The following is a 21,510-nucleotide window of genomic DNA, read 5'->3' as shown; positions in this document are numbered from 1 at the left end:
CTCCACCCCCCCCGCCAGGGAGAAGCGGACCGGCCCCCAGGTGTCCCCCGCGAGGCGGGCGCGCACCTGGAGCGGACGGGCAAGGCCGCCGGGTTTGTCCAGGGGAGCGGGGAGATCCGAGACCAGCCCGGCCAGGTCGCTGTGCAGCTCCAGTTGCATCGTTTCCGCGTCCACCGGGGCGTGCAGGCGGGCCTGCCAGGCGAGGGTCCCCCGCAGGCGTTGCCGCAGGGCCTCCGGGAGGGAGGCCGGCAGGGAGGCCACGGCCTGGGCACCCCGGGCCTCCAGGGTCAGCCCCGCCCCGGGGTCACGCCGGAGGTCCACGGTCAGGGGGATCCCCTGCAGACGCGCCGTGATCCCCCGGGCCACCAGGGTCTCCCGGGTGAAGGCGACGCTCCCATCCACCGCCTCCAGGGTCCAGCCCCGCCCGCCATGGACGAAGCGCCCCCCCGTCAGGGCCAGCCGTCCCGCCACCCGGGTGCGGCCCTCCCCCTGCAGGGGGATGTCCAGATCCAGGTCCAGCCTCCCCTCCCCGGCCCCGGCGCGCACGGGGGCAAGCCGGTCGCCGGCCCGCGCCGCCAGGGGACTGGCGCGCACCAGGCCCAGGTATGCCCCCAATCCCCCGCGGGCCTTGCCCCTCACCTGCAGGCGCGGCCTCCCCAGGTCCGGGATCTCGCCTCGGGCCTGTTGGATCCGCAACCCTGCCATGCGGCCGTCGCGCACCTCCACCTCCATGCTGGGTCCGTGGAAGGTCAGCCGTGCCGTCAGGTCCTCGATGGCGGGCCAGTCGCGGCGATAGGCCAGACGCACCGCCTCCAGCTCCGCCGCCAGCCGGAACACCCCCTCCCCAGCGCGGAAGGGGAAATCCCCCGGGGCACCGCGAAACACCATGCCGCCGCTACGGATCCGCCCCGCCTCCAGGGCCCGCTGCAGCCAGCGGCGCAACTCCGGTGGGAGCCCCCGGGGCAGATAGGCGGGGACGGCACGGACATCGCCATCCCGGAAGTCCACGGCCAGATCCAGTTCGGGCCGTGCCCCCAGGACCACCCGCCCGCGGGCGTCCAGGGCGAGGTCCGCGTTGTGCAACACCAGGCGCCGGGTCTCCAGCACCCCGCCTCCGGGACCGGGGCTCCAGTCCAGGACCCCTTCCAGGGTCTCCACCGGCATGGGCCGGTCCAGCACCCCCGGGAGCTCCAGGCGGGCGTCCCGGGCCTCGACCCAGATGCGCCCCCCCTCGGCGGACAGATCAAAGCCCCCGTCCAGACCGGACAGCCCCGGCAGGCGGCCGTCGGGGGCCAGGCGCACCCCCCGGAAACGCCCCTCGGCCCGGCCCACCGGGGGACCCTCGCCGCGGTGCGCAAGATCCAGTTGCACCCCGCTCAGGACCCCGCCCGGACGCAGCCGGGCCAGGTGCTCCCGCCACGTCCCCGTAAACAGGGTCTGGCCCGCCAGCAGTGGCGCCACGTCGTCCAGGCGCAGGTGATCGATGCGCGCCTGCAGATGCCCCCCCTGCGGCCCCTGGGTCCAGGTGAGATCGAAGCCGCTCCCCGGCGGCCAGCCCACCCCTTCCCGGCGCAGGTCCAGGTCCTCCCCACGCAGGGTCCAGCCCCGGGGGGTGCGGTTCCACAGCAGGTGGGCCTGCAGATCCAGCGGGGGGGGCGATCCGGCGGCGGGTTGCAGGTCCGTAGCCCCGAGACGGGTCTGGATGCGCACCAGACGGCCCTGCTCCCAGCGCAGCCACAGGCCCGCGTCCAGGACCCCGGCCTCCACCCCCAGGCGCGACCGGGTCGCCCGGGGCAGGCCCGCCAGGCGCAGGCCCCGGGCGTGCAGATAGCCGCGCCCGTCCCAACGGGTCCCGTCCTCGTGGCGCAGGTCCATGGACACCTGCAGGCTCTGCCCCAGCCGGCGGGGCAGGGAGACCTCCCCCGCCAGGCGCAACCGGTCGGCCTCCAGCGCCACCCACAGGTTCAGGGCCTCGAAACGGTCATCGATACCCAGGAGACGGTCCTCCCAGCGCAGGCGGCTGTCCTCCAGGAGGAAACGGTTGCCCGCCAGCAGGGCCAGCAGGTCCGTGTCCGCCCCCCCGGCGGGGGCGCCGCCCCCGAGCACCCGGATGCGGCCCCGCTCATCCCGCAACACGTGCAGGTCCGCACCCTGTACCCGCACCCGGTCGAACACCGGCCGCCCCTGCCACAGGCTGGCGGACAGATCCAGGCTCATCTCCACGCGCTCACTGCGCAGCAGGGGGGTGTCGCTCCCGGGGTCCAGGATGGTCAGGTCATCGACGCGGATGCGGGCGGAGAGGATGCGCCAGCGGGCCTGCAACTGCCCCACGCGCACGGGACGCTCCACCAGGTCGGAGAGCACCGCCTCCAGGGTGGGCGCCAGGCCGTCCACCTGCGGCAGCAGCAGGCGAAGGGAAAGGATCAGTGCCGCCAGGGAGAGGACGACGACGGCGCCGGCACGGGCGAGACGGGATGGGATCTTGCCTGCCAAGGGGGACTCCCCGGACAAGGGGCGCGGTCAGAGCAGGACCACGTCGAACTGCTCCTGGGTGTAGAGGGCCTCCACCTGGAAGCGGATGGGGATACCGACGAACTCCTGCAATTCGGCCACGCTGGCGGACTCCTCGTCCAGCAGCAGATCCACCACCGGCTGGGCGGCCAGCACCAGCAGTTCACGGGCATCGAACTGGCGGGCCTCACGCATGATCTCCCGGAACATCTCATAGCAGACCGTCTCGGCGGACTTGATATACCCCCGGCCGGCACAGGTGGGACAGGGCTCGCAGAGCTGGTGTTCCAGGCTCTCCCGGGTGCGCTTGCGGGTCATCTCCACCAGCCCCAGGGGGGAGACATCACAGATCTGGTTCTTGGCGTGGTCCTTCTCCATGGCCTTCTCCAGGGAACGCAGCACCTGGCGTTTGTGCTCCTCCTGGGTCATGTCGATGAAGTCCACGATGATGATGCCCCCCAGGTTGCGCAGCCGCAGCTGGCGGGCGATGGCCTGGGCCGCCTCCAGGTTGGTCTTGAAGATGGTCTCCTCCAGGTTGCGATGCCCCACGAAGGCCCCGGTGTTGATGTCGATGGTGGTCATCGCCTCGGTCTGGTCGAAGATCAGATAGCCGCCGGACTTGAGTTCCACCTTGCGCTCCAGGGCCTTCTGGATCTCATCCTCCACGTTGTACAGGTCGAAGATGGGGCGCTCCCCGGGGTAGTGCTCGATGCGCTCCAGGAGCTCCGGCACGTACTGGGCGGCGAACTCGCTCACCCGGTTGGCGGTCTCCCGGGAATCCACCCGGATCTTCTCCAGCTCCACCCCCACCATGTCCCGCAGGATGCGCTGGGTCAGGGGCAGGTCGGCATAGACCTCGGTGCCCGGGGCCATGGTGACGGATTTTTCCTGGATGCTCTGCCAGAGCTTGTTGAGGAACACCATGTCCTTGCGCAGGGCCTCGGGGGTGGCGGCCTCGGCCGCGGTGCGCACGATGAAGCCAAAGGGGCTCTGGGTCTCCGCCTGCAGGGCCTCCACGTCCGCCTTGAGCCGGGCCCGCTCCGCCTCGTCCTCGATGCGCGCGGAGATGCCCACGGAGCGGTTGTCCGGCATGAGCACCAGGTAGCGGGAGGGCACGGTGATGTAGGTGGTGAGCCGGGCCCCCTTGGTGCCCAGGGGGTCCTTGATCACCTGCACCAGGATCTCCTGGCCCTCCCGCAACAGGCGATGGATGGATTCGGGACGCTCGACCTCCCCGTTGGCCGTCTCGTCCCGCTGCAGGGGGACCACATCGGAGGCATGGAGGAATGCGGCCCGCTCCAGGCCGATGTCCACGAAGGCGGCATCCATCCCCGGCAGGACCCGGTTGACCCGGCCCTTGTAGATATTGCCCACCCGCCCCCGCCGGCGGGCGCGCTCCATGTTCAGTTCCACCAGCACCCCGTTCTCCACCAGGGCCACGCGGGTCTCCTGGGGGGTGACGTTCATGAGGATCTCAGTACCCATCATCGCTGGACCTCCCGCCGCATGATTCGGAATCCGCCGTGGGCGTGCCGCCCCAGACCGGATGGATGCCCCGGTGCGCCAGCAGGCGTCCGGTCTCGAACAGGGGCAGCCCCACCACGCCGCTGTAGCTGCCCTCCAGGTGGCGCACGAACAGCCCCCCGCGACCCTGGATGCCGTAGGCCCCGGCCTTGTCGGCGGGCTCGCCGCTGGCCCAGTAGGCGGCCATGACCGCGGGATCCAGCTCTGCCAGGGTCACCCGGGTGGTGCTGCAGGTCTCGTCAATCCCCGCCGCGTGGGCCAGGGCCACCGCCGTGTAGGCCACATGCACCCGCCCCGAGAGGCGGGCCAGCATCTCCAGGGCCTGCTCCCGGTGGGCGGGCTTGCCCAGGATGAGGCCGTCGATGCTCACCACGGTATCGGCCCCCAGCACCGGCAGCGTCCCGCCGGTGGCCTCCCGGCCGGCGGCGGCCTTGGTGCGGGCCAGGCGCGCGGCGTAGCGGGCCGGGTCCTCCCCCGGTCGCGGCGTCTCGTCCACCGCCACCGGGTGCACCCGGTGGGGGATGCCGATCTGATGCAGCAGTTCCCGGCGGCGCGGGGAGGCGGAAGCCAGCAGGATCACGGTCTATCCCCGGTGATAGGGGTGGCCGCGCAGCAGCGACCAGGCCCGGTAGAGTTGTTCCGCCAGCAGGATGCGCACCAGGGGATGGGGGAAGGTGAGGGGCGACAGGGACCAGGTGAGGTGGGCGCGCTCGCGGCAGTCCCGGGACAGGCCGTCGGGCCCGCCCACCAGCAGGCAGACGTCGCGCCCGGAATGCATCCACTCATCCAGGCGCACCGCCAGGCCTTTGGTGTCCCAGACGCGCCCCCCCTCGTCCAGGGCCACCACCCAGGCGTCCCGGGGGATGGCGGCCAGCAGGTCCTGGCCCTCCCGGGTGCGCAGGCGCTCCACGTCCGGGTTGCGCCCGCGCCGGGGGGCGGGGATCTCCCTGAGCACCAGTTCGCATTCCGCAGGCATGCGCTGGGCGTACGCCTGGAAACCCTGGTTCACCCAGGCGGGCATGCGGGTGCCGATGGCCAGAAGATGGACGCGCATGGGACGGGCATCAGCGGCGCAGGCGGCGCAGCGCCGCCTCGGGCGTATCCTCGTCCATCTGCGCCGGGGTCTCCGCCTCCTCGTCCCCGGTGCGCCAGAGCTTCTCTAGGTTGTAGAAGCTGCGCACCTCCGGAAGCATGACGTGGACCACCACATCGTTCAGGTCCACCAGGGCCCATTCCCCTTCCCGCTCCCCCTCGGCGCCCAGGGGCGTGATCCCGGCCTCCTTGGCCTTGAGCAGGACATGATCGGCCAGGGACTTGACATGGCGGTTGGAAGCGCCGGTGGCGATCACCATGGTATCGGTGACCGTGGTCTTGCCGCGGACATCCAGGACAGCGATATCCCGGGCCTTCATGTCCTCCAGTGCGTCCACCACGAGTTGGGTGAGTTCTCGGTCCTGCATGCCGTTCTCGGTCACTGTGCGCCCGTTTTGCGTCGGTGTGGTTGGGTCTGCCGGGGTGGCTCACTCGCCCCCCGGGGGGCGGTAGAGTCCGGCGTGTTCGATGTATTCGGCCACCCGCCGGGGCAGGAGGAACTGGGGGCTGCGCCCCCGGGCCACCGTGGAGCGGATGGCGGTGGCGGAGATGTCCAGCTGGGTCACCGGCATGAACAGGAGCCGGCCCGCCGGGGCCCGGCGCAGGTGCTCCGGGTCGTGGGTGCGGCGATCCTCCATCCAGTCCCCCAGGTCGTGGGAGGCCGGGCTGCCCGGGCGGTGGGAGACGACGATATGGGCCAGGCTGCCGATCTCCTGCCAGCGATGCCAGGAGGACAGGCCGGCGAAGGCGTCCATCCCCAGCATGAGGCACAGCGGCACCTCCTGCCCCACCTCCGCGCGCAGGTCCTGCAGGGTGTCCACGGTATAGGATGGCCCCTCGCGGTGCAGCTCCCTCGGGTCCATGCGAAAGCCCGGCTGCCCCTCCACGGCCCGCTCCACCATGGCGGCCCGGTGCGCCACTGCCGCCACCGGACGGCGCCGGTGCGGCGGGGTGCCGCAGGGGATGAAGCGGACCTCATCCAGGCCCAGGTGTTCCTTCACCTCCAGGGCCGGGCGCAGATGGCCGAAGTGGATGGGATCGAAGGTGCCGCCGAGGATGCCGATCATGGGTCGCGCCGGGGGGCTTCAGCCACGCACATGGCCATCACCCAGGACGATGAACTTGAGGGTGGTGAGCCCCTCCAGGCCCACGGGGCCGCGGGCATGGAGCTTGTCGGTGCTGATGCCGATCTCCGCCCCCAGGCCGTACTCGAAGCCGTCGGCAAAGCGGGTGGAGGCGTTCACCATGACGGAACTGGAGTCCACCTCCCGCAAAAAGCGCCGGGCCCGGCCATAGTCCTCGGAGAGGATGGCGTCGGTGTGACCGGAGCCATAGCGATGGATGTGGTCGATGGCCGCATCCAGATCCGGCACCACGCGGATGGCCAGGATGGGGGCCAGGTACTCGGCCCGCCAGTCCGCCTCGGTGGCCTCGGCGATCTCCGGCAGGAAGGCCCGGGTACGGTCGCAGCCCCGCAGCTCCACCCCCTTCTCGGCAAAGGCCGGGGCCAGGGCCTTCAGGGCCCGGGGGGCGATCCCCTCGGCCACCAGCAGGGTCTCCAGGGTGTTGCAGGTGCCGTAGCGCTGGGTCTTGGCATTCACCGTCACCGCCACGGCCTTATCCAGCTGCGCCCGGTCGTCGATGTAGACGTGGCAGACCCCGTCCAGGTGCTTGATCACCGGGATGCGGGACTCCTCGCTCACCCGGGCGATGAGCCCCTTGCCCCCCCGGGGCACGATGACGTCCACGTAGGCCTGCATGCGCAGCAGGGCGCCCACGGCAGCGCGGTCGGTGGTCCCCACCACCTGCACCGCATCCGCCGGCAGGCCGGCGCTCTCCAGACCCTCCCGGATGCACTCCGCCAGCACCCGGTTGGAATGGAAGGCCTCGGAGCCGCCCCGCAGGATGGCCGCGTTGCCGGACTTGAGGCAGAGTCCGGCGGCGTCCACGGTGACGTTGGGCCGGGATTCGTAGATGATGCCGATGACCCCCAGGGGGACCCGCATGCGCCCCACCTGGATCCCCGAGGGGCGGTAGTTGAGATCGGAGATGGCCCCCACCGGATCCGGCAGGGCCGCGATCTGCCGCAGCCCCTCGGCCATGGTGGCCAGGCGCTCCGGGGTGAAGGCCAGGCGGTCCAGCAGGGCCTGATCCAGGCCCGCCCGTTCCCCGGCCTCCAGATCCCGGCGGTTTTCCGCCATCAGGGCCTCGCTGCGCTGCTCGATGCGCTCGGCCATGGTGCGCAGGGCCCGGTCCTTTGCCCCCGTGTCCGCACGGGCAAGGATGCGGGAGGCGGCCCGGGCCCGCTCGCCCATGGCCTCCATGGTCTGCTGGATATCGCCGTTCACCGTCTCGGACACCGTTTTCGTCTCACTTGCAGTTTGGCAGATTCCGGCCGGGTTCGTGTTTCACGAGGCCCACGCAGGGGCCGGCGCCCCGGCCAGGGCGAGGGTCAAGTCTAACAATTCGTCCCAGGGGCTGCCCGCCTCCAGCCCCTTGACGACCCGGTCGGTGCGGGCGCAGCCCGACAGCAGCCGCGCCAGGGCGGGCTCCGGCAGACGTCCCAGGGCGGCGCGCACCAGGGGCTGGCGGCGGGGTGGACGCACCCCCGCCAGGAGTTCGCGCACGGGCTCCCCCGCCTGCCCCCGCTCGGCCATGCGGTGCAGACCACGGATCTCCCGCGCCAGGGCCCAGAGCACCACGGCGGGCTCCATCCCCTCCCCCCGCAGCCCCTGCAGGATGCGCACCGCCCGGGTGGCGTCCGCCGCCAGGGCGGCATCCACCAGGTCGAAGACCCCGAAGCGGGCGCTGTCGGACACCGCCGCCAGCACCGCCGGTGCATCCAGTTCCCCGGGCCCGGCCAGCAGCAGCAGTTTTTCGATCTCCTGGGCGGCCGCCAGCAGGTTACCCTCCACCCGGTCGCTGAGCAGGCGTAGGGCCTCGGGGGTGGGGTTGAGGCCGCGCCGGCGCAGGCGCCGGGCCATCCAGGCCTCGGTGGCGGACCGGTCCAGGGGCCAGACCTGCAGCATCACCCCCGCCCCTTCCAGGGCGCGGCACCAGGCGGACTTGCGGTCCCTCGCCTCCAGGCGGGGGCATTGCACCAGCAACACGATATCTTCAGGCGGTTGTGCTGCATAGGCTTCCAGGGCCCGCCCCCCCTCGGCACCGGGCTTGGCCGTGGGCAGGCGCAGGTCCAGTACGCGGCGGCTGGCAAACAGGGACAGGCTCCGGGCCGCCTCGCGCAGGCGCCCCCAGTCAAACCCCATATCGGCACTGAAGACCTGCCGCTCGCTATGGCCCCGGGCCCGGGCCGCGGCGCGCACGGCATCCGCCGCCTCCATCATCTGCAGGGGCTCATCCCCCGAGAGCAGATAGACCGGGGCCAGGCCCTTCTCCAGATGCGCCTCCAGTTGCTCGGGCTTGATCTGCATGGCCGGCCGCGGTTCAGCGCGCCGCGTTCTGGAGGCGGATCATTATCAACTGCACGGCATCCCGCCGCATGGCCTCGTAGAGCACCCGCTCCTGTTCCGCCCGGCCCAGTACCCCGGAGGCATCGAAAAGGTAGTCCCGGGTGAGCTCCAGGGTCTGCCGCGGGATGGAAAACTCCGTGTCCATCCCCTGCACCCGGTAGACGAGGCGCAGGCGCACCTCGTATTCGCTGATGCGGCCGTCCCCGCCCACGGAGAGGGCCCGCCGGCCCTGGCGCCGCTCCAGGATCTCCAGGCGCGTATCGGCGGCCTCCGGCGGCACCAGTTCCGCCCCCCGGGCCTCCAGGGCCAGGCGGAGCTCGGTGTGCAGCGGATCCCCGGCGTCGACCCCGATGAGGGCCGTGCGCGCCATGGGGGCCGGCAGCACGCCGGCCTGCCGCAGCTGGAATCCACACCCCGGGAGCAGCAGCAGGGCCGCCAGCCAGGGCCCCAGCAGGATCCCCAGGAGCGCGGCCCGCCGGCTCACTTGGCCACCACGTTGACCAGCTTGCCGGGGACGACGATCACCTTGGCGATGGACTTGCCCTCGGTATGGCGTTGCACATGCTCATCCGCCAGGGCCGCCGCCTGGATCGTGTCCCGGTCGGCATCGCTGGGGACCTGGATGCGGCCGCGCAGCTTGCCGTTCACCTGCACCACGATCTCCTGGGTGGCGCACTCCAGGGCTGCCGGATCCACCTGCGGCCAGGGGCGGTCCACCACGGCCTCGTCATGCCCCAGCTCCTTCCAGAGGCGGTGGGTGATGTGGGGCACGATGGGGGCCAGCATGAGCACCACCCCCTCCAGGACCTCCTGCACCAGGGCCCGGCCCTGGGGGCTGTCGTCCTCGAAGCGGCCCAGGTCGTTCATCAGTTCCATGCAGGCGGCGATGGCGGTGTTGAAGGTGTAGCGCCGCTCCAGATCATCACTCACCTTGGCCAGGGTCTGGTGCAGCTTGCGCCGCAGGGCGGCCTGCGCCTCGGTCAGGTCCTGCGGATCCAGGGCAGGGGCCGGCCCGGCGCTGACATGGGTATGCACCTGGCGCCACAGGCGCTTGAGGAAGCGGAAGGCCCCCTCCACACCGGAGTCGGACCACTCCAGGGACATCTCCGGCGGTGCGGCGAACATCATGAACAGGCGCACGGTGTCGGCGCCGTAGTGCTCGATGAGCGCCTGCGGATCCACGGTGTTGCCCTTGGACTTGGACATCTTGGCCCCGTCCTTGAGCACCATCCCCTGGGTGAGCAGCCGGGTGAAGGGCTCGTCGCCGGGCACCAGGCCCTCGTCCCGCATCAGTTTGTGGAAGAAGCGGGCGTAGAGCAGGTGCAGGATGGCATGTTCGATGCCGCCCACGTACTGATCCACCGGCAGCCAGTGGCGGCCCCGCTCGTCCACCATGGCGGTGTCGCTGTCCGGGCAGGTGTAGCGGGCGTAGTACCAGGAGGACTCGAAGAAGGTATCGAAGGTGTCCGTCTCCCGCTGGGCCGCGCCGCCGCATCGGGGGCAGGTGGTCTCGTAGAACTCGGGCATCTTCTTGAGGGGGGAGCCCTCGCCGTCGAAGGCCACGTCCTCGGGCAGCACCACCGGCAGCTGGTCCTCGGGCACCGGCACGGCGCCGCACTGCGGGCAGTGGATGATGGGGATGGGGCAGCCCCAGTAGCGTTGCCGGGAGACGCCCCAGTCCCGCAGGCGGTAGTTGACCCGGCGCTGACCCAGGCCGCGCTCCTCGAGGAAGGCGGCGATGGCCTCAAAGGCCTGCTGGGAGTCGAGCCCGTCGAAGGGGCCGGAGTGGATCAGCACCCCCTTTTCGGTATAGGCCCCCTGCTCCAGGTCCACGTCGGCCTCCTCGCCCTCGGCGGGACGGATCACCTGGCGGATGGGCAGGCCGTGGGCGCGGGCGAACTCCCAGTCCCGCTGATCGTGGGCCGGCACGGCCATGACGGCACCGGTGCCGTACTCCATGAGGACGAAATTGGCCACCCACACCGGCACCGGTTCGCCGGTGACGGGGTGCAGGGCCCGCACCCCCGTGTCCACGCCGCGTTTCTCCTGGGTGGCCATGAGGGCCTCGGACACGGCCTCGTGGCGGCACTGCTCCACGAAACGCGCCACGTCGGGGTTGCCCTCGGCCACCTGACGGGCCAGGGGGTGATCCGCCGCCACCGCCACATAGGTGACCCCCATGAGGGTGTCCGGGCGGGTGGTATAGACGCGCAAAGGATCGTGCCCCTCCACCTGGAAATCGAACTCCACCCCTTCGGAGCGGCCGATCCAGTTGCGCTGCATGGTGCGCACCTCCTGGGGCCAGCCCTCCAGCTGATCCAGCCCTTCCAGCAGTTCCTGGGCATAGGCGGTGATGCGCACGAACCACTGGGGGATCTCCCGGCGTTCCACCAGGGCCCCGGAACGCCAGCCACGGCCCTCGATCACCTGTTCGTTGGCCAGCACGGTCTGGTCCACCGGGTCCCAGTTCACCACCGCCGTCTTGCGGTAGACCAGCCCCTTCTCCAACAGGCGCAGGAAGAGCCACTGCTCCCAGCGGTAGTAGTCGGGGGTGCAGGTGGCGATCTCCCGGGACCAGTCATAGGCGAACCCCAGGCGCTTGAGCTGCCCGCGCATGTAGTCGATGTTCTCGTAGGTCCACTGCGCCGGGGGCACGCCATGCTTCATGGCGGCGTTCTCCGCCGGCAGGCCGAAGGCGTCCCAGCCCATGGGCTGCAGCACGTCGCGTCCGCGCATGCGCTGGTAGCGGGCGATGACATCCCCGATGGTGTAGTTGCGCACATGCCCCATGTGCAGCCGGCCGCTGGGATAGGGGAACATGGACAGGCAGTAGAAGGGCTCGCGGTCCGTGCCCTCCCGGGCGCGGAAGCAGGCGTTCTCCTCCCACCATTGCTGGGCCTCAGCCTCGACGGTTTCGGGTTGGTAGTGTTCTTGCATGGCGATACCGGCTGGATCGGGGGGGGACGGCCGGGGACGACCCCCGGACCGCAACGGCTCGGAAAAGACCGAAAAGCATACCAGCGCCCGCGCGCGAGGGACAACGTGCCGCCGCCGGCGCATGGTCGCGGCGGGGGAGAGTTGGTAGGCTTGGATGGAGACGACAGCGGCGCCTGCCGGGAGCGAGGATCATGGCCGAAGACAAGCACACAGCCCGCGAACACCCCATGCGGGACACCCTGACCCAGGCCTACGAGCGCATGCTGGAGCGGGTGCGCCATACCCTGGAGACGGCGGAAACCACCCTGGAGGAGGCCATCCAGCAGGCCGTGCACAGGGCGGAGCACCTGGGAGAAGTCACCCGGGAGGAGGCCCACGAGGTGGCGGACTACCTGCGCCGGGACCTGCACGATATGGGGGACTACCTGAGCGCCTCCCGGCGGGACCTGCGCACCTGGCTGCGCATGGACCTGCAGCTCATCGAGGCCCGGCTGCTGGACCTGCTCACCTCGGTGGCGGACCGCACCCGCCTGGAACTGGCGGAACTGGAGGCCCGGGCCCGGACTGTGGGCGTCTGGCACACCGGCGAGGTGGCCGGCCCCGGGGAGCTCACCTGCACCCAGTGCGGCGAGACCCTGCACTTCACCCGCAGCGGGCGCATCCCCCCCTGCCCCCGCTGCAAGGCCACCACCTTCAGGCGCGCCCGGGACTGAGCCGCCGCCGGCGCCCCGCCAGGGGCAGCAGCACCGCCGCCAGGGCGGCGGTCACCACCACCGGCCCGTCCCCCCAGCGCCCATAGGGGGTGATACCCGCCCGTGGCTGCACCTGGGTGGTGAGGACATGGGTGGTGAACTGGGGCGAACGGGCCAGCACCTCCCCGCGGTGCCCGATCACCGCCGAGACACCGGTGTTGGTGGCCCGCAGCATGGGCCGCCCGGTCTCCACGCTGCGCACCCGCGCGATCTCCAGATGCTGGTGGGGCGCGATGGAATCCCCGAACCAGGCGTCGTTGGTGACGTTCACCAGCAGCTGCGCCTCGGGCAGGGCGCGGATCGTCTGGGCACCGAAGGCATCCTCGTAGCAGATGGACGGCCCCAGGGTGATCCCGGCGGCCTTGAGGGTCCAGCCGCCGTGGCCCCGGGAGAGGTCCGCCATGGGCAGCTGGATGTAGGCATCCAGCCAGGCCAGCAGACCGCGCAGGGGCAGGTATTCACCAAAAGGGACCCGCTTGCGCTTGTGGTAGACCGCCGGGTCCTCCCCGCCCACGCGGGCGATGCTGTTGTACATGGCCCCGGTCCCGGGGTCATAGGTGAACACCCCGATGACCAGGGCACTCCCCTCTTCCTCCAGCCGCCGGGCCAGGGGGTCCAGCAGCGGGGCCTGCAGCTGATCGTAGAAGGCGGGTACCGCCGTCTCGGGCCAGAGGATGAGATCACTGCCGGCGGCCTCCAGGGACAGGCGGCGGTAGAGGGCCATGGAGAGCGGCAGCTGCGCCGGGTCCATCTTGTCCTCCTGGGCCACATTGCCCTGGAGCAGGCTGGCGCTGAGGGCGGGGCCCGCGGGCCGGGTCCAGTCCATCTGGCCAAGCCCGACCCCGCCGAGTCCGAGGAGCAGGACCACGGCCAGGGCCGGCATCCCCCGGCGTCCGTCCACCAGGACCCAGGCCAGGGCCCCGGCCAGGACGGCGGCCACGGCGCTGCCCCCCAGCTCCCCCAGCAGCGGCAGGTATCCGGCCAGGGGGGTGTCCAGTTGGGCCGTGCCCAGACGCAGCCAGGGGAAGCCGGTGAGAAACCAGCCCCGCACCCACTCCAGGAGCACCCACAGGGCCGGCACCAGCCCCATGAGCCACAAAGGCCGGGGCAGACCGGGGCGCAGGCGGGCGGCCAGCCACCCCAGCAGCGCCGGGAACAGGGCGAGGAAGAGGACAAACCCCGCCGTGATGAGGGCCGCCAGCGGGGCGATGGCCGCGCCGAACAGGTGCAGGCTGTAATAGATCCAGTACACCCCCGCGCCGAAGAAGCCCGCCCCGAAGGCATAGCCCCGCAGACCCGCCTGCTTCGGCGAAGCCCCGGCCCACAGGACAAACAGCAGGGCCGGGCCGGCCACCGCCAGGGGCCGCCAGCCGAAGGGGGCGAAGGCCAGGACCGTGACCGCTCCGGCCAGCAGGGCCCCCAGGGCGGCCAGGCGGCTGTGGCGCTCCAGGATTCCGGTCCAGACGCGGGGTATGGGATGCGTTGGCATGGGTGTGGACAAGGGATCAGGGACGGGGCGGGTCTTAGTCCGTTTCCCCGGCCTCCGGCTCCCGGTAGCTGAACTCCAGGAGATGGACGCGCCGGTTATCGGCCCGCAGCACGCGTACGTGGAAGCGGTCGAAGGTGAGTTCCTCGCCGCGCTTGGGGACGTGCCCGAAGCGATGCACGATGAAACCGCCGATGGTGTCGAACTCCTCGTCGCTGTACTGGGTGTTGAAGTAGGCGTTGAACTCCTCGATGGGGGTCAGGGCCTTGACGGTGAAACGCCCGTTGGCGTGGCGCAGGATATGGGTGAGGAAGTCCTCGATGTCGTGTTCGTCGTCGATCTCGCCGACGATCTGCTCCAGCACGTCCTCGATGGTCACCAGCCCCGCCACACCGCCGTACTCGTCCACCACAATGGCCATGTGGTTGCGGCTGTTGCGGAACTCCTTGAGCAGTACGTTCAGGCGCTTGCTCTCGGGCACGAACACGGCGGGGCGCAGGATGTCCTGCATATCGAAGACCGCCTCCCCCCCCTCCACGAAATAGCGCAGCATGTCCTTGGCCAGCAGGATGCCCACCACCTCGTCCCGGTCGTCCCCGATCACCGGGAAGCGGGAATGGGCCGATTCCGCCAGCAGGGGGATGAGTTCCGGCAATCGGGCATCGCGGGTGACCACATCCATCTGGGCGCGGGGGATCATGATGTCCCGCACCTGCATCTCCGAGACCTGCAGGACCCCCTCCAGCATCCCCTGGGCGTCGGAATCGATCACCTGGCGCTTCTGCGCGTTGCGCAGCATCTCCAGGAGTTGGGCGCGATCCCGGGGCTCCGCGGACAGGGAGAGGCCGAAGCGCTCCACCCAGCTGCGGGCCCCGGGAAGACTAGATCGATCGGTGTTCATGATGTGGCGTTGTCCATTGGGTTGTGGGGCCGGTCCCGGGCATGCCGGCCTGGATGTCTGCACGGCCCCCGGGGCCGTGGCTATTTCCCGGGCGGAGGCGCTGGGGCGGCGCACCGTTCCGATCCGGAGCGCCGCCTCCGCGCATGGCATCAGGACTGCGGGAGGGTATAGGGGTCCTCGTGGCCCAGGTCCGCCATGAGGGCGGTCTCCAGGGCCTCCATGGCCTGGGCCTCGGTCTCGTCCTGATGATCGAATCCCCGCAGGTGCAGCATGCCGTGGATGACCATGTGGGCCCAGCGGCTCTGCAGGGGCCGATCCGCATCCCGGGCCTCCCGCGCCACCACCGGGGCACAGATCACCAGGTCCCCCAGGTGATCCACAGGGATCCCCTCCGGCCCCTCGAAGGGGAAGGAGAGCACATTGGTGGGGTAAGCACGGCCCCGGTAGGCCCCGTTGAGGGCGGCGCTCTCCGCCTCGTCCACGACGCGAATCACCACGGAGCCGGTGGCCCCCTGACGGGCCCGCGCCACCCAGCGCCGGAACGAGGCCGGGGCGGGGATACCGCGCCGGGGCACGGCGTACTGCACCTGGGTCCGGTCCGGCATCAGGCGTCCGGGGTGTTCGCCCCGCCGGCGTCATAGGCCTCGACGATGCGCTGCACCAGGGGATGGCGTACCACGTCGGCGGCGGTGAAGAAGGTGAAGCTGACGCCCCGGACGTCCTTGAGGATCTCCACCACGTGGCGCAGTCCGGACTGGCGCGGGCTGGGCAGGTCCGTCTGGGTCACGTCCCCGTTCACCACGGCGGTGGAGCCGAAACCGATGCGGGTGAGGAACATCTTCATCTGTTCGGGGGTGGTGTTCTGCGCCTCGTCCAGGATGACGAAGGCATCGTTCAGGGTGCGTCCGCGCATGTAGGCCAGGGGCGCCACCTCGATGACGTTGCGTTCCATGAGCTTGGCCACCTTCTCGAAGCCCAGCATCTCGTAGAGGGCATCGTACATGGGACGCAGATAGGGATCGATCTTCTGCGCCAGGTCCCCCGGCAAAAAGCCCAGGCGCTCGCCGGCCTCCACCGCCGGACGCACCAGCACAAGGCGGCGCACCCGGTCCGTCTCCAGGGCCTCGCAGGCCGCCGCCACCGCCAGATAGGTCTTGCCGGTGCCGGCGGGCCCGACGCCGAAGTTCAGATCGTGGCTGCGGATGTTGTGCAGGTAACGCCGCTGGTGCGGACCCCGGCCGCGGATGATCCCGCGGCGCAGGCGCAGGGCGGGTTCTTCTTCGTCGCCCTGCCCGCTCCGTTCCGGCCCCTCCGCCCCGGAACTGCGCAGGTGCAGGTGCACCCGCTCCGGGGTCAGGGCCTCGTCCGCCGTGCTGCGGTAGAGATCCCGCAGCAGCTCGGCACCGGCCTGGGCGGGCCGGGGGTCACCGATGACATTGAAGCGGCCGCCACGGTTGTTGATTTCCACGCCCAGGCGTTTCTCCAGAAGCCGCAGGTGTTCGTCGAAGGGACCGCAGAGATTGGCCAGGCGCAGGTTGTCCACGGGTTCGAGGGACAGCTCCACGGTGGTGGGTCGCTGCGCCTCCGTCCGGGTTTCGGGGGACAGTTCGGTCAAGGTCGGCTTGGGGTGCTCTTGGGCATGAGGTGGACCGGTCCGGCCCCTCCCATGGCGGGGAGGCGCCTGGACACCATTATAGCGCGATCAGGGCCCGTTCGCCGCCCTGGCGGGGGGCGGCAGGTACTCGCCCCGCAGGGAGTGGCTCAGGGCCTCGGTGATGCGCACCGGCACCATGCAACCCGCCAGGTCCGGAGGGCCGGGGAAGTTCACCACCCGGTTGCTGTCGGTGCGCCCGGCCATCCAGGCGGGATCGCGGCGGGAGGGGCCGTCCACCAGCACGGTCTCCACACGGCCCACCATGGCCTCACTGATACGCCGCGCCTGGGTATCCACCAGGGCCTGCAGGCGCTGCAGACGGGCCTTCTTCTCCTCCAGGGGCGTGGGGTCCTCCATGGCGGCGGCGGGGGTGCCCGGCCGCGGGCTGTAGATGAAGCTGAAGGACTGGTCAAAGCCCACGGACTCGATCAGATCCAGGGTGGCCCGGAAGTCGTCCTCCGTCTCCCCGGGGAAGCCGACGATGAAATCGGAGGACAGGGTGATGTCCGGCCGGGCCTCTTTCAAGCGGCGCACCTTGGCGCGGTACTCCAGGGCCGTGTGCCCCCGCCGCATGGCGGCCAGGATGCGGTCGGAGCCGCTTTGCACCGGCAGATGCAGGTGTCCCGCCAGTTGCGGCACATCGGCGAAGGCCTGGATGAGCCGGTCGGACAGTTCCAGCGGATGGGAGGTGGTGAAGCGGATGCGGTCGATGCCCTCCACCGCCGCCACGTACTCGATGAGCAGGGCCAGGTCCGCCTCGTCGCCGTCATGCATGACGCCGCGGTAGGCATTGACGTTCTGCCCCAGCAGGGTCACCTCCCGCACCCCCTGGGCCGCCAGCTGGGCCACCTCCGCCAGCACGTCGTCGAAGGGGCGGCTGATCTCCTGACCCCGGGTGTAGGGCACGACACAGTAGGTGCAGAAGCGGCTGCAACCCTCCATGACGGAGACAAACGCCGTGTATCCCCGGGCATGGGGTTCGGGCAGGCGGTCGAACTTCTCGATCTCCGGGAAGGAAACGTCCACCAGGGGCCCCTCCCCCCGGCGCACGGCCGCGATCATCTCCGGCACGCGGTGCAGGGTCTGCGGACCGAAGACCAGGTCCACAAAGGGGGCGCGCCGGCGCAGCGCGTCCCCCTCCTGGCTGGCCACGCAGCCCCCCACACCGATGATCACCCCAGGCCGGGCCGCCTTCAGGGCCCGCCAGCGCCCCAGCAGGGAAAAGACCTTTTCCTGGGCCTTCTCCCGGATGGAACAGGAGTTGAGCAGCAGCACGTCCGCCCGGGCGGGATCGTCGGTGGCCTCCGCCCCCAGGGCGGCCTGCAGGAGATCCAGGAGTCGCCCCGAGTCGTACTCGTTCATCTGGCAGCCCTGGGTCTGGATATGGATGCGCGTCGTCATGGGGCCGATGGATCCGGCAGTCTCAGAAGGGGATGTCGTCGTCGAAATCGGCGGAGGGCCCCTGTGGCGCGGGGGAGGACTGCCCGCCGGCGGGGGCGTTGCCGGAACCCCGGGACGGGGCTCCCCCCCCCTGACCCCAGCCGGTGTCGTAGTCGGCGCTGCCGCCCCCGCCGCCACCGCGGCCCCCCAGCATCTGCATCTCGCTGGCCACCACCTCGGTGGTGTAGCGGTCCTGGCCGTCCTGCCCCTGCCACTTGCGGGTCTGCAGGCGGCCCTCGATGTACACCTGGGACCCCTTGCGCAGGTATTCCCCGGCGATCTCCGCCAGGCGGCCGAAGAACACCACCCGGTGCCATTCCGTGCGCTCCTGCACGTCCCCCGTCTGCTTGTCCCGCCAGCTGTCGGTGGTGGCCAGACGGATGTTGGTGACCGCCGCGCCACTGGGGGCGTACTTCACCTCGGGATCGGCGCCCAGGTTACCGATGAGAATGACCTTGTTGATACCTCGTGCCATGGAGATTCCTCGTGCCTTTGGATGCCGTATGGTGAAGTGCGCCCGGGGGTCCGGAAACCCCGGGGGTCCGGGCGGGATTCGCGCGCGGGCATCATGTTACATTAGGCGTTTGTTCGCAATCCGTCACCATGGGACCGGTGACGGCCCGCGTCGTTCCGGGGCGGTCCTCCCCGGGCCATGCCTTCCTCTTGCTGCGTATCCCATCCATGGAACACATCGTCGTTCGCGGTGCCCGCACCCACAACCTGCAGAACGTGGACCTGACCCTGCCCAGGGACCGGCTGATCGTGATCACCGGGGTCTCGGGTTCGGGCAAGTCCTCCCTGGCCTTCGACACCCTCTTTGCCGAGGGGCAGCGGCGGTACGTGGAATCCCTGTCCGCCTACGCCCGCCAGTTCCTGTCCATGATGGAAAAGCCCGACGTGGACCACATCGAGGGGCTCTCCCCGGCCATCTCCATCGAACAGAAGACCACGTCCCACAACCCCCGTTCCACGGTGGGCACCATCACCGAGATCTATGATTACCTGCGGCTGCTGTTCGCCCGCGCCGGCACCCCCCGCTGCCCGGAACACGGCACCACCCTGGAGGCCCAGACGATCAGCCAGATGGTGGACCAGATCCTGGAGCGCCCCGAGGGGGAACGGCTCATGCTCCTGGCGCCGGTGGTGCAGGAACGCAAGGGCGAGCACCTGAACACCCTGGAGGGGCTCAGGGGCCAGGGCTTCCTGCGGGCCCGCATCGACGGCGAGCTGGTGGAACTGGAGGCGGCGCCGGCCCTAGAGCCTAAGCGCAAGCATACCATCGAGGTGGTGGTGGACCGCTTCCGGGTGCGGGAGGACCTGCGGCTGCGCCTGGCGGAATCCCTGGAGACGGCCCTGGCCCTGTCGGACGGCATTGCCCTGGTGCGGGACCTGGATGACTCCGGCCAGCCCCCCCTGATCTTCTCCTCCCGCTTCGCCTGTCCCCACTGCGGCTATGCCCTGCAGGAGCTGGAGCCGCGCATGTTCTCCTTCAACAACCCCTCCGGCGCCTGCTCCGTCTGCGACGGCCTGGGGGTACAGCAGTTCTTCGATCCGCAGCGGGTGGTGGTCCACCCGGAACTGAGCCTGGCGGGGGGGGCCATCCGGGGCTGGGACCGGCGCAACCCCTACTACTTCCAGATGATCCAGTCCCTGGCGGAGCACTACGGCTTTGACCTCGACACCCCCTTTCGCGACCTGCCGGAACGCATCCGGCAGGTGGTGCTCCATGGCAGCGGGGAAGAACACATCCCGTTCGCCTATGCCAACGCCCGTGGGCACCGGACCCGCAGCAGTCACCCCTTTGAGGGGATCCTGCCCAACCTGCAACGGCGTTACCGGGAGACGGAATCCCCGGCGGTCCGCGAGGAGCTGGCCAAGTACTTGTCGGTGCATCCCTGCCCCGAATGCGGGGGCACCCGCCTGAACCGGGCCGCACGCCATGTCTTCATCGCCGACCGGACCCTGCCGCAGATCACCGCACTGCCCATCGGCGAGGCCCGGGATTTCTTCGCCGGCCTCTCGCTGCCGGGACGGCGGGGCCGCATCGCCGAGAAGATCGTCAAGGAGATCCAGGACCGGCTGAACTTCCTGGTCAACGTGGGGCTGGACTACCTGACCCTGGACCGGTCCGCGGACACCCTCTCGGGCGGCGAGGCCCAGCGCATCCGCCTGGCCTCCCAGATCGGCGCGGGCCTGGTGGGGGTCATGTACATCCTGGACGAGCCCTCCATCGGCCTGCATCAACGGGACAATGACCGCCTGCTCAACACCCTCACCAACCTGCGGGACCTGGGCAACACGGTGATCGTGGTGGAACACGACGAGGACGCCATCCGCCGCGCCGATCACGTGGTGGACATGGGCCCCGGCGCCGGCCGCCACGGTGGAAACGTGGTGGCCCAGGGCACCCCGGAAGAGGTGGCCCGGCAGCCGGCATCCCTCACCGGGCAGTACCTGAGCGGGACGCGCTGCATCCCCGTACCGTCGCAACGCCATGCTCCGGATCCCGATCGCATGCTGGTGATCCGAGGGGCCCGGGGCAACAACCTGCAGGGGGTGGACCTGCACCTGCCCCTGGGCCTGTTCACCTGTGTCACGGGGGTCTCCGGTTCGGGCAAGTCCACCCTGGTCAACGATACCCTCTACCGGGTGACGGCCCTGCACCTCCACCGCGCCGGAGAGACCCCGGCGCCCCACGACGCCATCGAGGGGCTCCACCATATCGACAAGGTGGTGGACATCGATCAGAGCCCCATCGGGCGCACGCCCCGCTCCAATCCCGCCACCTACACCGGCCTGTTCACCCCCATCCGTGAGCTCTTCGCCGGCACCCAGGAGGCCCGTTCCCGGGGCTATGCCCCCGGCCGGTTCTCCTTCAACGTGCGCGGCGGGCGCTGTGAGGCCTGCCAGGGGGACGGGGTGATCAAGGTGGAGATGCATTTCCTTCCGGACGTGTACGTCCCCTGCGACGTCTGCGGTGGACAGCGCTACAACCGCGAGACCCTGGAGATCCGCTACAAGGGCAAAAACATCCACGAGGTGCTGGAGATGACCGTGGAGGAGGCCCTGGAATTCTTCGATGCCGTGCCTGCGGTACGCCGCAAGCTGGAGACCCTCATGGACGTGGGCCTGTCCTACGTGCAACTGGGTCAGAACGCCACCACCCTCTCCGGGGGGGAGGCCCAGCGGGTGAAACTGGCCCGGGAACTGTCCAAGCGGGACACGGGACGCACCCTCTACATCCTGGACGAGCCCACCACCGGACTGCACTTCGAGGATGTGGACCAGTTGCTGAAGGTGCTGCACCGGCTGCGGGACCACGGCAACACCGTGGTGGTGATCGAACACAACCTGGACGTCATCAAGACGGCGGACTGGATCATCGACCTGGGGCCGGAGGGAGGCTCCGGCGGCGGGCATATCATCGCCACCGGGACCCCGGAAACCATCGTCCATACCCAAGGTTCCCACACCGGACGCTTCCTCGCGCCCATGGTCCCTTCGCAAGAGGAATCCTAACGGCCCCCGCCACCTGTTTCCCTCACCGTTTTCCCGACCCGCCGGCGGCTCATGGGCAAGCGGCGTCTTTTCCCGAGTCCGGCCGGAATAAGCCCGTACCATCGCCCCTTTTCCTTTTTGTTTTTGGTGGCCGGGGGATGGTTTTTGGGGGTTGAGGGCATAAAAAAACCCCCGGAGGCGGAGCCGTCCGGGGGTTTTGGGATAAGAGCCTGGCAGTGACCTAC

The 21,510-nt window shown here is 70.3% G+C and carries 18 protein-coding genes; 2 read left to right on the top strand and 16 right to left on the bottom strand.

Annotation, left to right across the window (positions count from 1 at the left end; all coding sequences use genetic code 11):
* From CKO33_RS12015 to leuS, 10 genes are all read right to left on the bottom strand, one after another.
* Nucleotides 1–2,493 (bottom strand): YhdP family phospholipid transporter (locus tag CKO33_RS12015; protein WP_274600765.1); only part of this gene is annotated, 2,493 nt, incomplete at its 3' end.
* Nucleotides 2,494–2,520: 27 nt separating this feature from the next.
* The gene (rng, locus tag CKO33_RS12010) at nucleotides 2,521–3,999 is read right to left on the bottom strand and encodes a ribonuclease G (RefSeq protein ID WP_200182476.1); all 1,479 of its coding nucleotides are present in this window, start codon (nucleotides 3,997–3,999) and stop codon (nucleotides 2,521–2,523) included.
* Nucleotides 3,986–4,615: a Maf family nucleotide pyrophosphatase gene (locus CKO33_RS12005; protein WP_200182475.1), complete on the bottom strand. Its 630-nt coding sequence runs from the start codon at nucleotides 4,613–4,615 to the stop codon at nucleotides 3,986–3,988. Before CKO33_RS12005 ends, rng begins: the two co-directional genes overlap by 14 nt.
* Nucleotides 4,616–4,618: 3 nt before the next feature.
* On the bottom strand, nucleotides 4,619–5,089 hold the full coding sequence (rlmH, locus tag CKO33_RS12000; protein ID WP_200182474.1) for a 23S rRNA (pseudouridine(1915)-N(3))-methyltransferase RlmH: 471 nt from the start codon (nucleotides 5,087–5,089) through the stop codon (nucleotides 4,619–4,621).
* A 10-nt stretch (nucleotides 5,090–5,099) separates the two neighbouring features.
* Entirely contained in the window at nucleotides 5,100–5,495 is a 396-nt protein-coding gene (gene rsfS, locus CKO33_RS11995; protein WP_200182473.1) for a ribosome silencing factor, read from the bottom strand.
* 60 nt (nucleotides 5,496–5,555) lie between these two features.
* Nucleotides 5,556–6,194 (bottom strand): nicotinate-nucleotide adenylyltransferase, encoded by a 639-nt coding sequence (gene nadD / locus CKO33_RS11990; RefSeq protein ID WP_200182472.1) that lies wholly within the window; start codon nucleotides 6,192–6,194, stop codon nucleotides 5,556–5,558.
* Between the two features lie 18 nt (nucleotides 6,195–6,212).
* On the bottom strand, nucleotides 6,213–7,487 hold the full coding sequence (locus CKO33_RS11985) for a glutamate-5-semialdehyde dehydrogenase (protein WP_200182471.1): 1,275 nt from the start codon (nucleotides 7,485–7,487) through the stop codon (nucleotides 6,213–6,215).
* A 48-nt stretch (nucleotides 7,488–7,535) separates the two neighbouring features.
* Complete coding sequence (gene holA, locus CKO33_RS11980) at nucleotides 7,536–8,558, bottom strand: DNA polymerase III subunit delta (protein ID WP_200182470.1); 1,023 nt, start codon at nucleotides 8,556–8,558, stop codon at nucleotides 7,536–7,538.
* A gap of 13 nt (nucleotides 8,559–8,571) precedes the next feature.
* Complete coding sequence (locus CKO33_RS11975) at nucleotides 8,572–9,081, bottom strand: LPS-assembly lipoprotein LptE (RefSeq protein WP_338081784.1); 510 nt, start codon at nucleotides 9,079–9,081, stop codon at nucleotides 8,572–8,574.
* Entirely contained in the window at nucleotides 9,078–11,534 is a 2,457-nt protein-coding gene (leuS, locus tag CKO33_RS11970) for a leucine--tRNA ligase (RefSeq protein WP_200182469.1), read from the bottom strand. Before leuS ends, CKO33_RS11975 begins: the two co-directional genes overlap by 4 nt.
* A gap of 191 nt (nucleotides 11,535–11,725) precedes the next feature.
* Here leuS and CKO33_RS11965 point away from each other — a divergent pair, with 191 nt between their 5' ends.
* Complete coding sequence (locus CKO33_RS11965; protein ID WP_200182468.1) at nucleotides 11,726–12,247, top strand: zinc ribbon-containing protein; 522 nt, start codon at nucleotides 11,726–11,728, stop codon at nucleotides 12,245–12,247.
* Here CKO33_RS11965 and lnt read toward each other — a convergent pair.
* The 6 genes from lnt to ssb all read right to left on the bottom strand — a co-directional run bounded on the left by lnt (nucleotide 12,228) and on the right by ssb (nucleotide 18,242).
* Entirely contained in the window at nucleotides 12,228–13,775 is a 1,548-nt protein-coding gene (gene lnt, locus CKO33_RS11960; protein ID WP_200182467.1) for an apolipoprotein N-acyltransferase, read from the bottom strand. The two genes, CKO33_RS11965 and lnt, sit on opposite strands and share 20 nt — an antisense overlap.
* A 34-nt stretch (nucleotides 13,776–13,809) precedes the next feature.
* On the bottom strand, nucleotides 13,810–14,673 hold the full coding sequence (locus CKO33_RS11955) for a CorC family transporter (RefSeq protein ID WP_200182466.1): 864 nt from the start codon (nucleotides 14,671–14,673) through the stop codon (nucleotides 13,810–13,812).
* A gap of 149 nt (nucleotides 14,674–14,822) precedes the next feature.
* Nucleotides 14,823–15,278, bottom strand: coding sequence for an rRNA maturation RNase YbeY (gene ybeY, locus CKO33_RS11950; protein ID WP_200182465.1), 456 nt, complete (start codon nucleotides 15,276–15,278; stop codon nucleotides 14,823–14,825).
* Complete coding sequence (locus CKO33_RS11945) at nucleotides 15,278–16,279, bottom strand: PhoH family protein (RefSeq protein ID WP_200182477.1); 1,002 nt, start codon at nucleotides 16,277–16,279, stop codon at nucleotides 15,278–15,280. Before CKO33_RS11945 ends, ybeY begins: the two co-directional genes overlap by 1 nt.
* A gap of 96 nt (nucleotides 16,280–16,375) precedes the next feature.
* Nucleotides 16,376–17,728, bottom strand: coding sequence for a tRNA (N6-isopentenyl adenosine(37)-C2)-methylthiotransferase MiaB (miaB, locus tag CKO33_RS11940; RefSeq protein ID WP_200182464.1), 1,353 nt, complete (start codon nucleotides 17,726–17,728; stop codon nucleotides 16,376–16,378).
* Between the two features lie 22 nt (nucleotides 17,729–17,750).
* Nucleotides 17,751–18,242, bottom strand: a complete 492-nt coding sequence (ssb, locus tag CKO33_RS11935; protein ID WP_200182463.1) for a single-stranded DNA-binding protein — start codon at nucleotides 18,240–18,242, stop codon at nucleotides 17,751–17,753.
* Between the two features lie 206 nt (nucleotides 18,243–18,448).
* Between ssb and uvrA the strand changes: the two genes are divergently transcribed.
* The gene (gene uvrA, locus CKO33_RS11930) at nucleotides 18,449–21,286 is read left to right on the top strand and encodes an excinuclease ABC subunit UvrA (protein ID WP_200182462.1); all 2,838 of its coding nucleotides are present in this window, start codon (nucleotides 18,449–18,451) and stop codon (nucleotides 21,284–21,286) included.
* Nucleotides 21,287–21,510 lie beyond the last annotated feature (224 nt).

Origin of the sequence: Ectothiorhodospira mobilis (assembly GCF_016584115.1) — a bacterium.
Lineage (GTDB): Bacteria > Pseudomonadota > Gammaproteobacteria > Ectothiorhodospirales > Ectothiorhodospiraceae > Ectothiorhodospira > Ectothiorhodospira mobilis.
The sequence above is the reverse complement of the archived record's forward strand: the minus strand, read 5'-3'. Positions and strand labels throughout refer to the sequence as shown.

Bases quoted from the DNA above. Each gene is read 5' to 3' on its own strand.
- rng (WP_200182476.1), bottom strand. From the start codon at position 3,999: ATGATGGGTACTGAGATCCTCATGAACGTCACCCCCCAGGAGACCCGC.
- rlmH (WP_200182474.1), bottom strand. From the start codon at position 5,089: ATGCGCGTCCATCTTCTGGCCATCGGCACCCGCATGCCCGCCTGGGTG.
- rsfS (WP_200182473.1), bottom strand. From the start codon at position 5,495: ATGCAGGACCGAGAACTCACCCAACTCGTGGTGGACGCACTGGAGGAC.
- nadD (WP_200182472.1), bottom strand. From the start codon at position 6,194: ATGATCGGCATCCTCGGCGGCACCTTCGATCCCATCCACTTCGGCCAT.
- holA (WP_200182470.1), bottom strand. From the start codon at position 8,558: ATGCAGATCAAGCCCGAGCAACTGGAGGCGCATCTGGAGAAGGGCCTG.
- leuS (WP_200182469.1), bottom strand. From the start codon at position 11,534: ATGCAAGAACACTACCAACCCGAAACCGTCGAGGCTGAGGCCCAGCAA.
- CKO33_RS11965 (WP_200182468.1), top strand. From the start codon at position 11,726: ATGGCCGAAGACAAGCACACAGCCCGCGAACACCCCATGCGGGACACC.
- lnt (WP_200182467.1), bottom strand. From the start codon at position 13,775: ATGCCAACGCATCCCATACCCCGCGTCTGGACCGGAATCCTGGAGCGC.
- CKO33_RS11955 (WP_200182466.1), bottom strand. From the start codon at position 14,673: ATGAACACCGATCGATCTAGTCTTCCCGGGGCCCGCAGCTGGGTGGAG.
- ybeY (WP_200182465.1), bottom strand. From the start codon at position 15,278: ATGCCGGACCGGACCCAGGTGCAGTACGCCGTGCCCCGGCGCGGTATC.
- miaB (WP_200182464.1), bottom strand. From the start codon at position 17,728: ATGACGACGCGCATCCATATCCAGACCCAGGGCTGCCAGATGAACGAG.
- ssb (WP_200182463.1), bottom strand. From the start codon at position 18,242: ATGGCACGAGGTATCAACAAGGTCATTCTCATCGGTAACCTGGGCGCC.
- uvrA (WP_200182462.1), top strand. From the start codon at position 18,449: ATGGAACACATCGTCGTTCGCGGTGCCCGCACCCACAACCTGCAGAAC.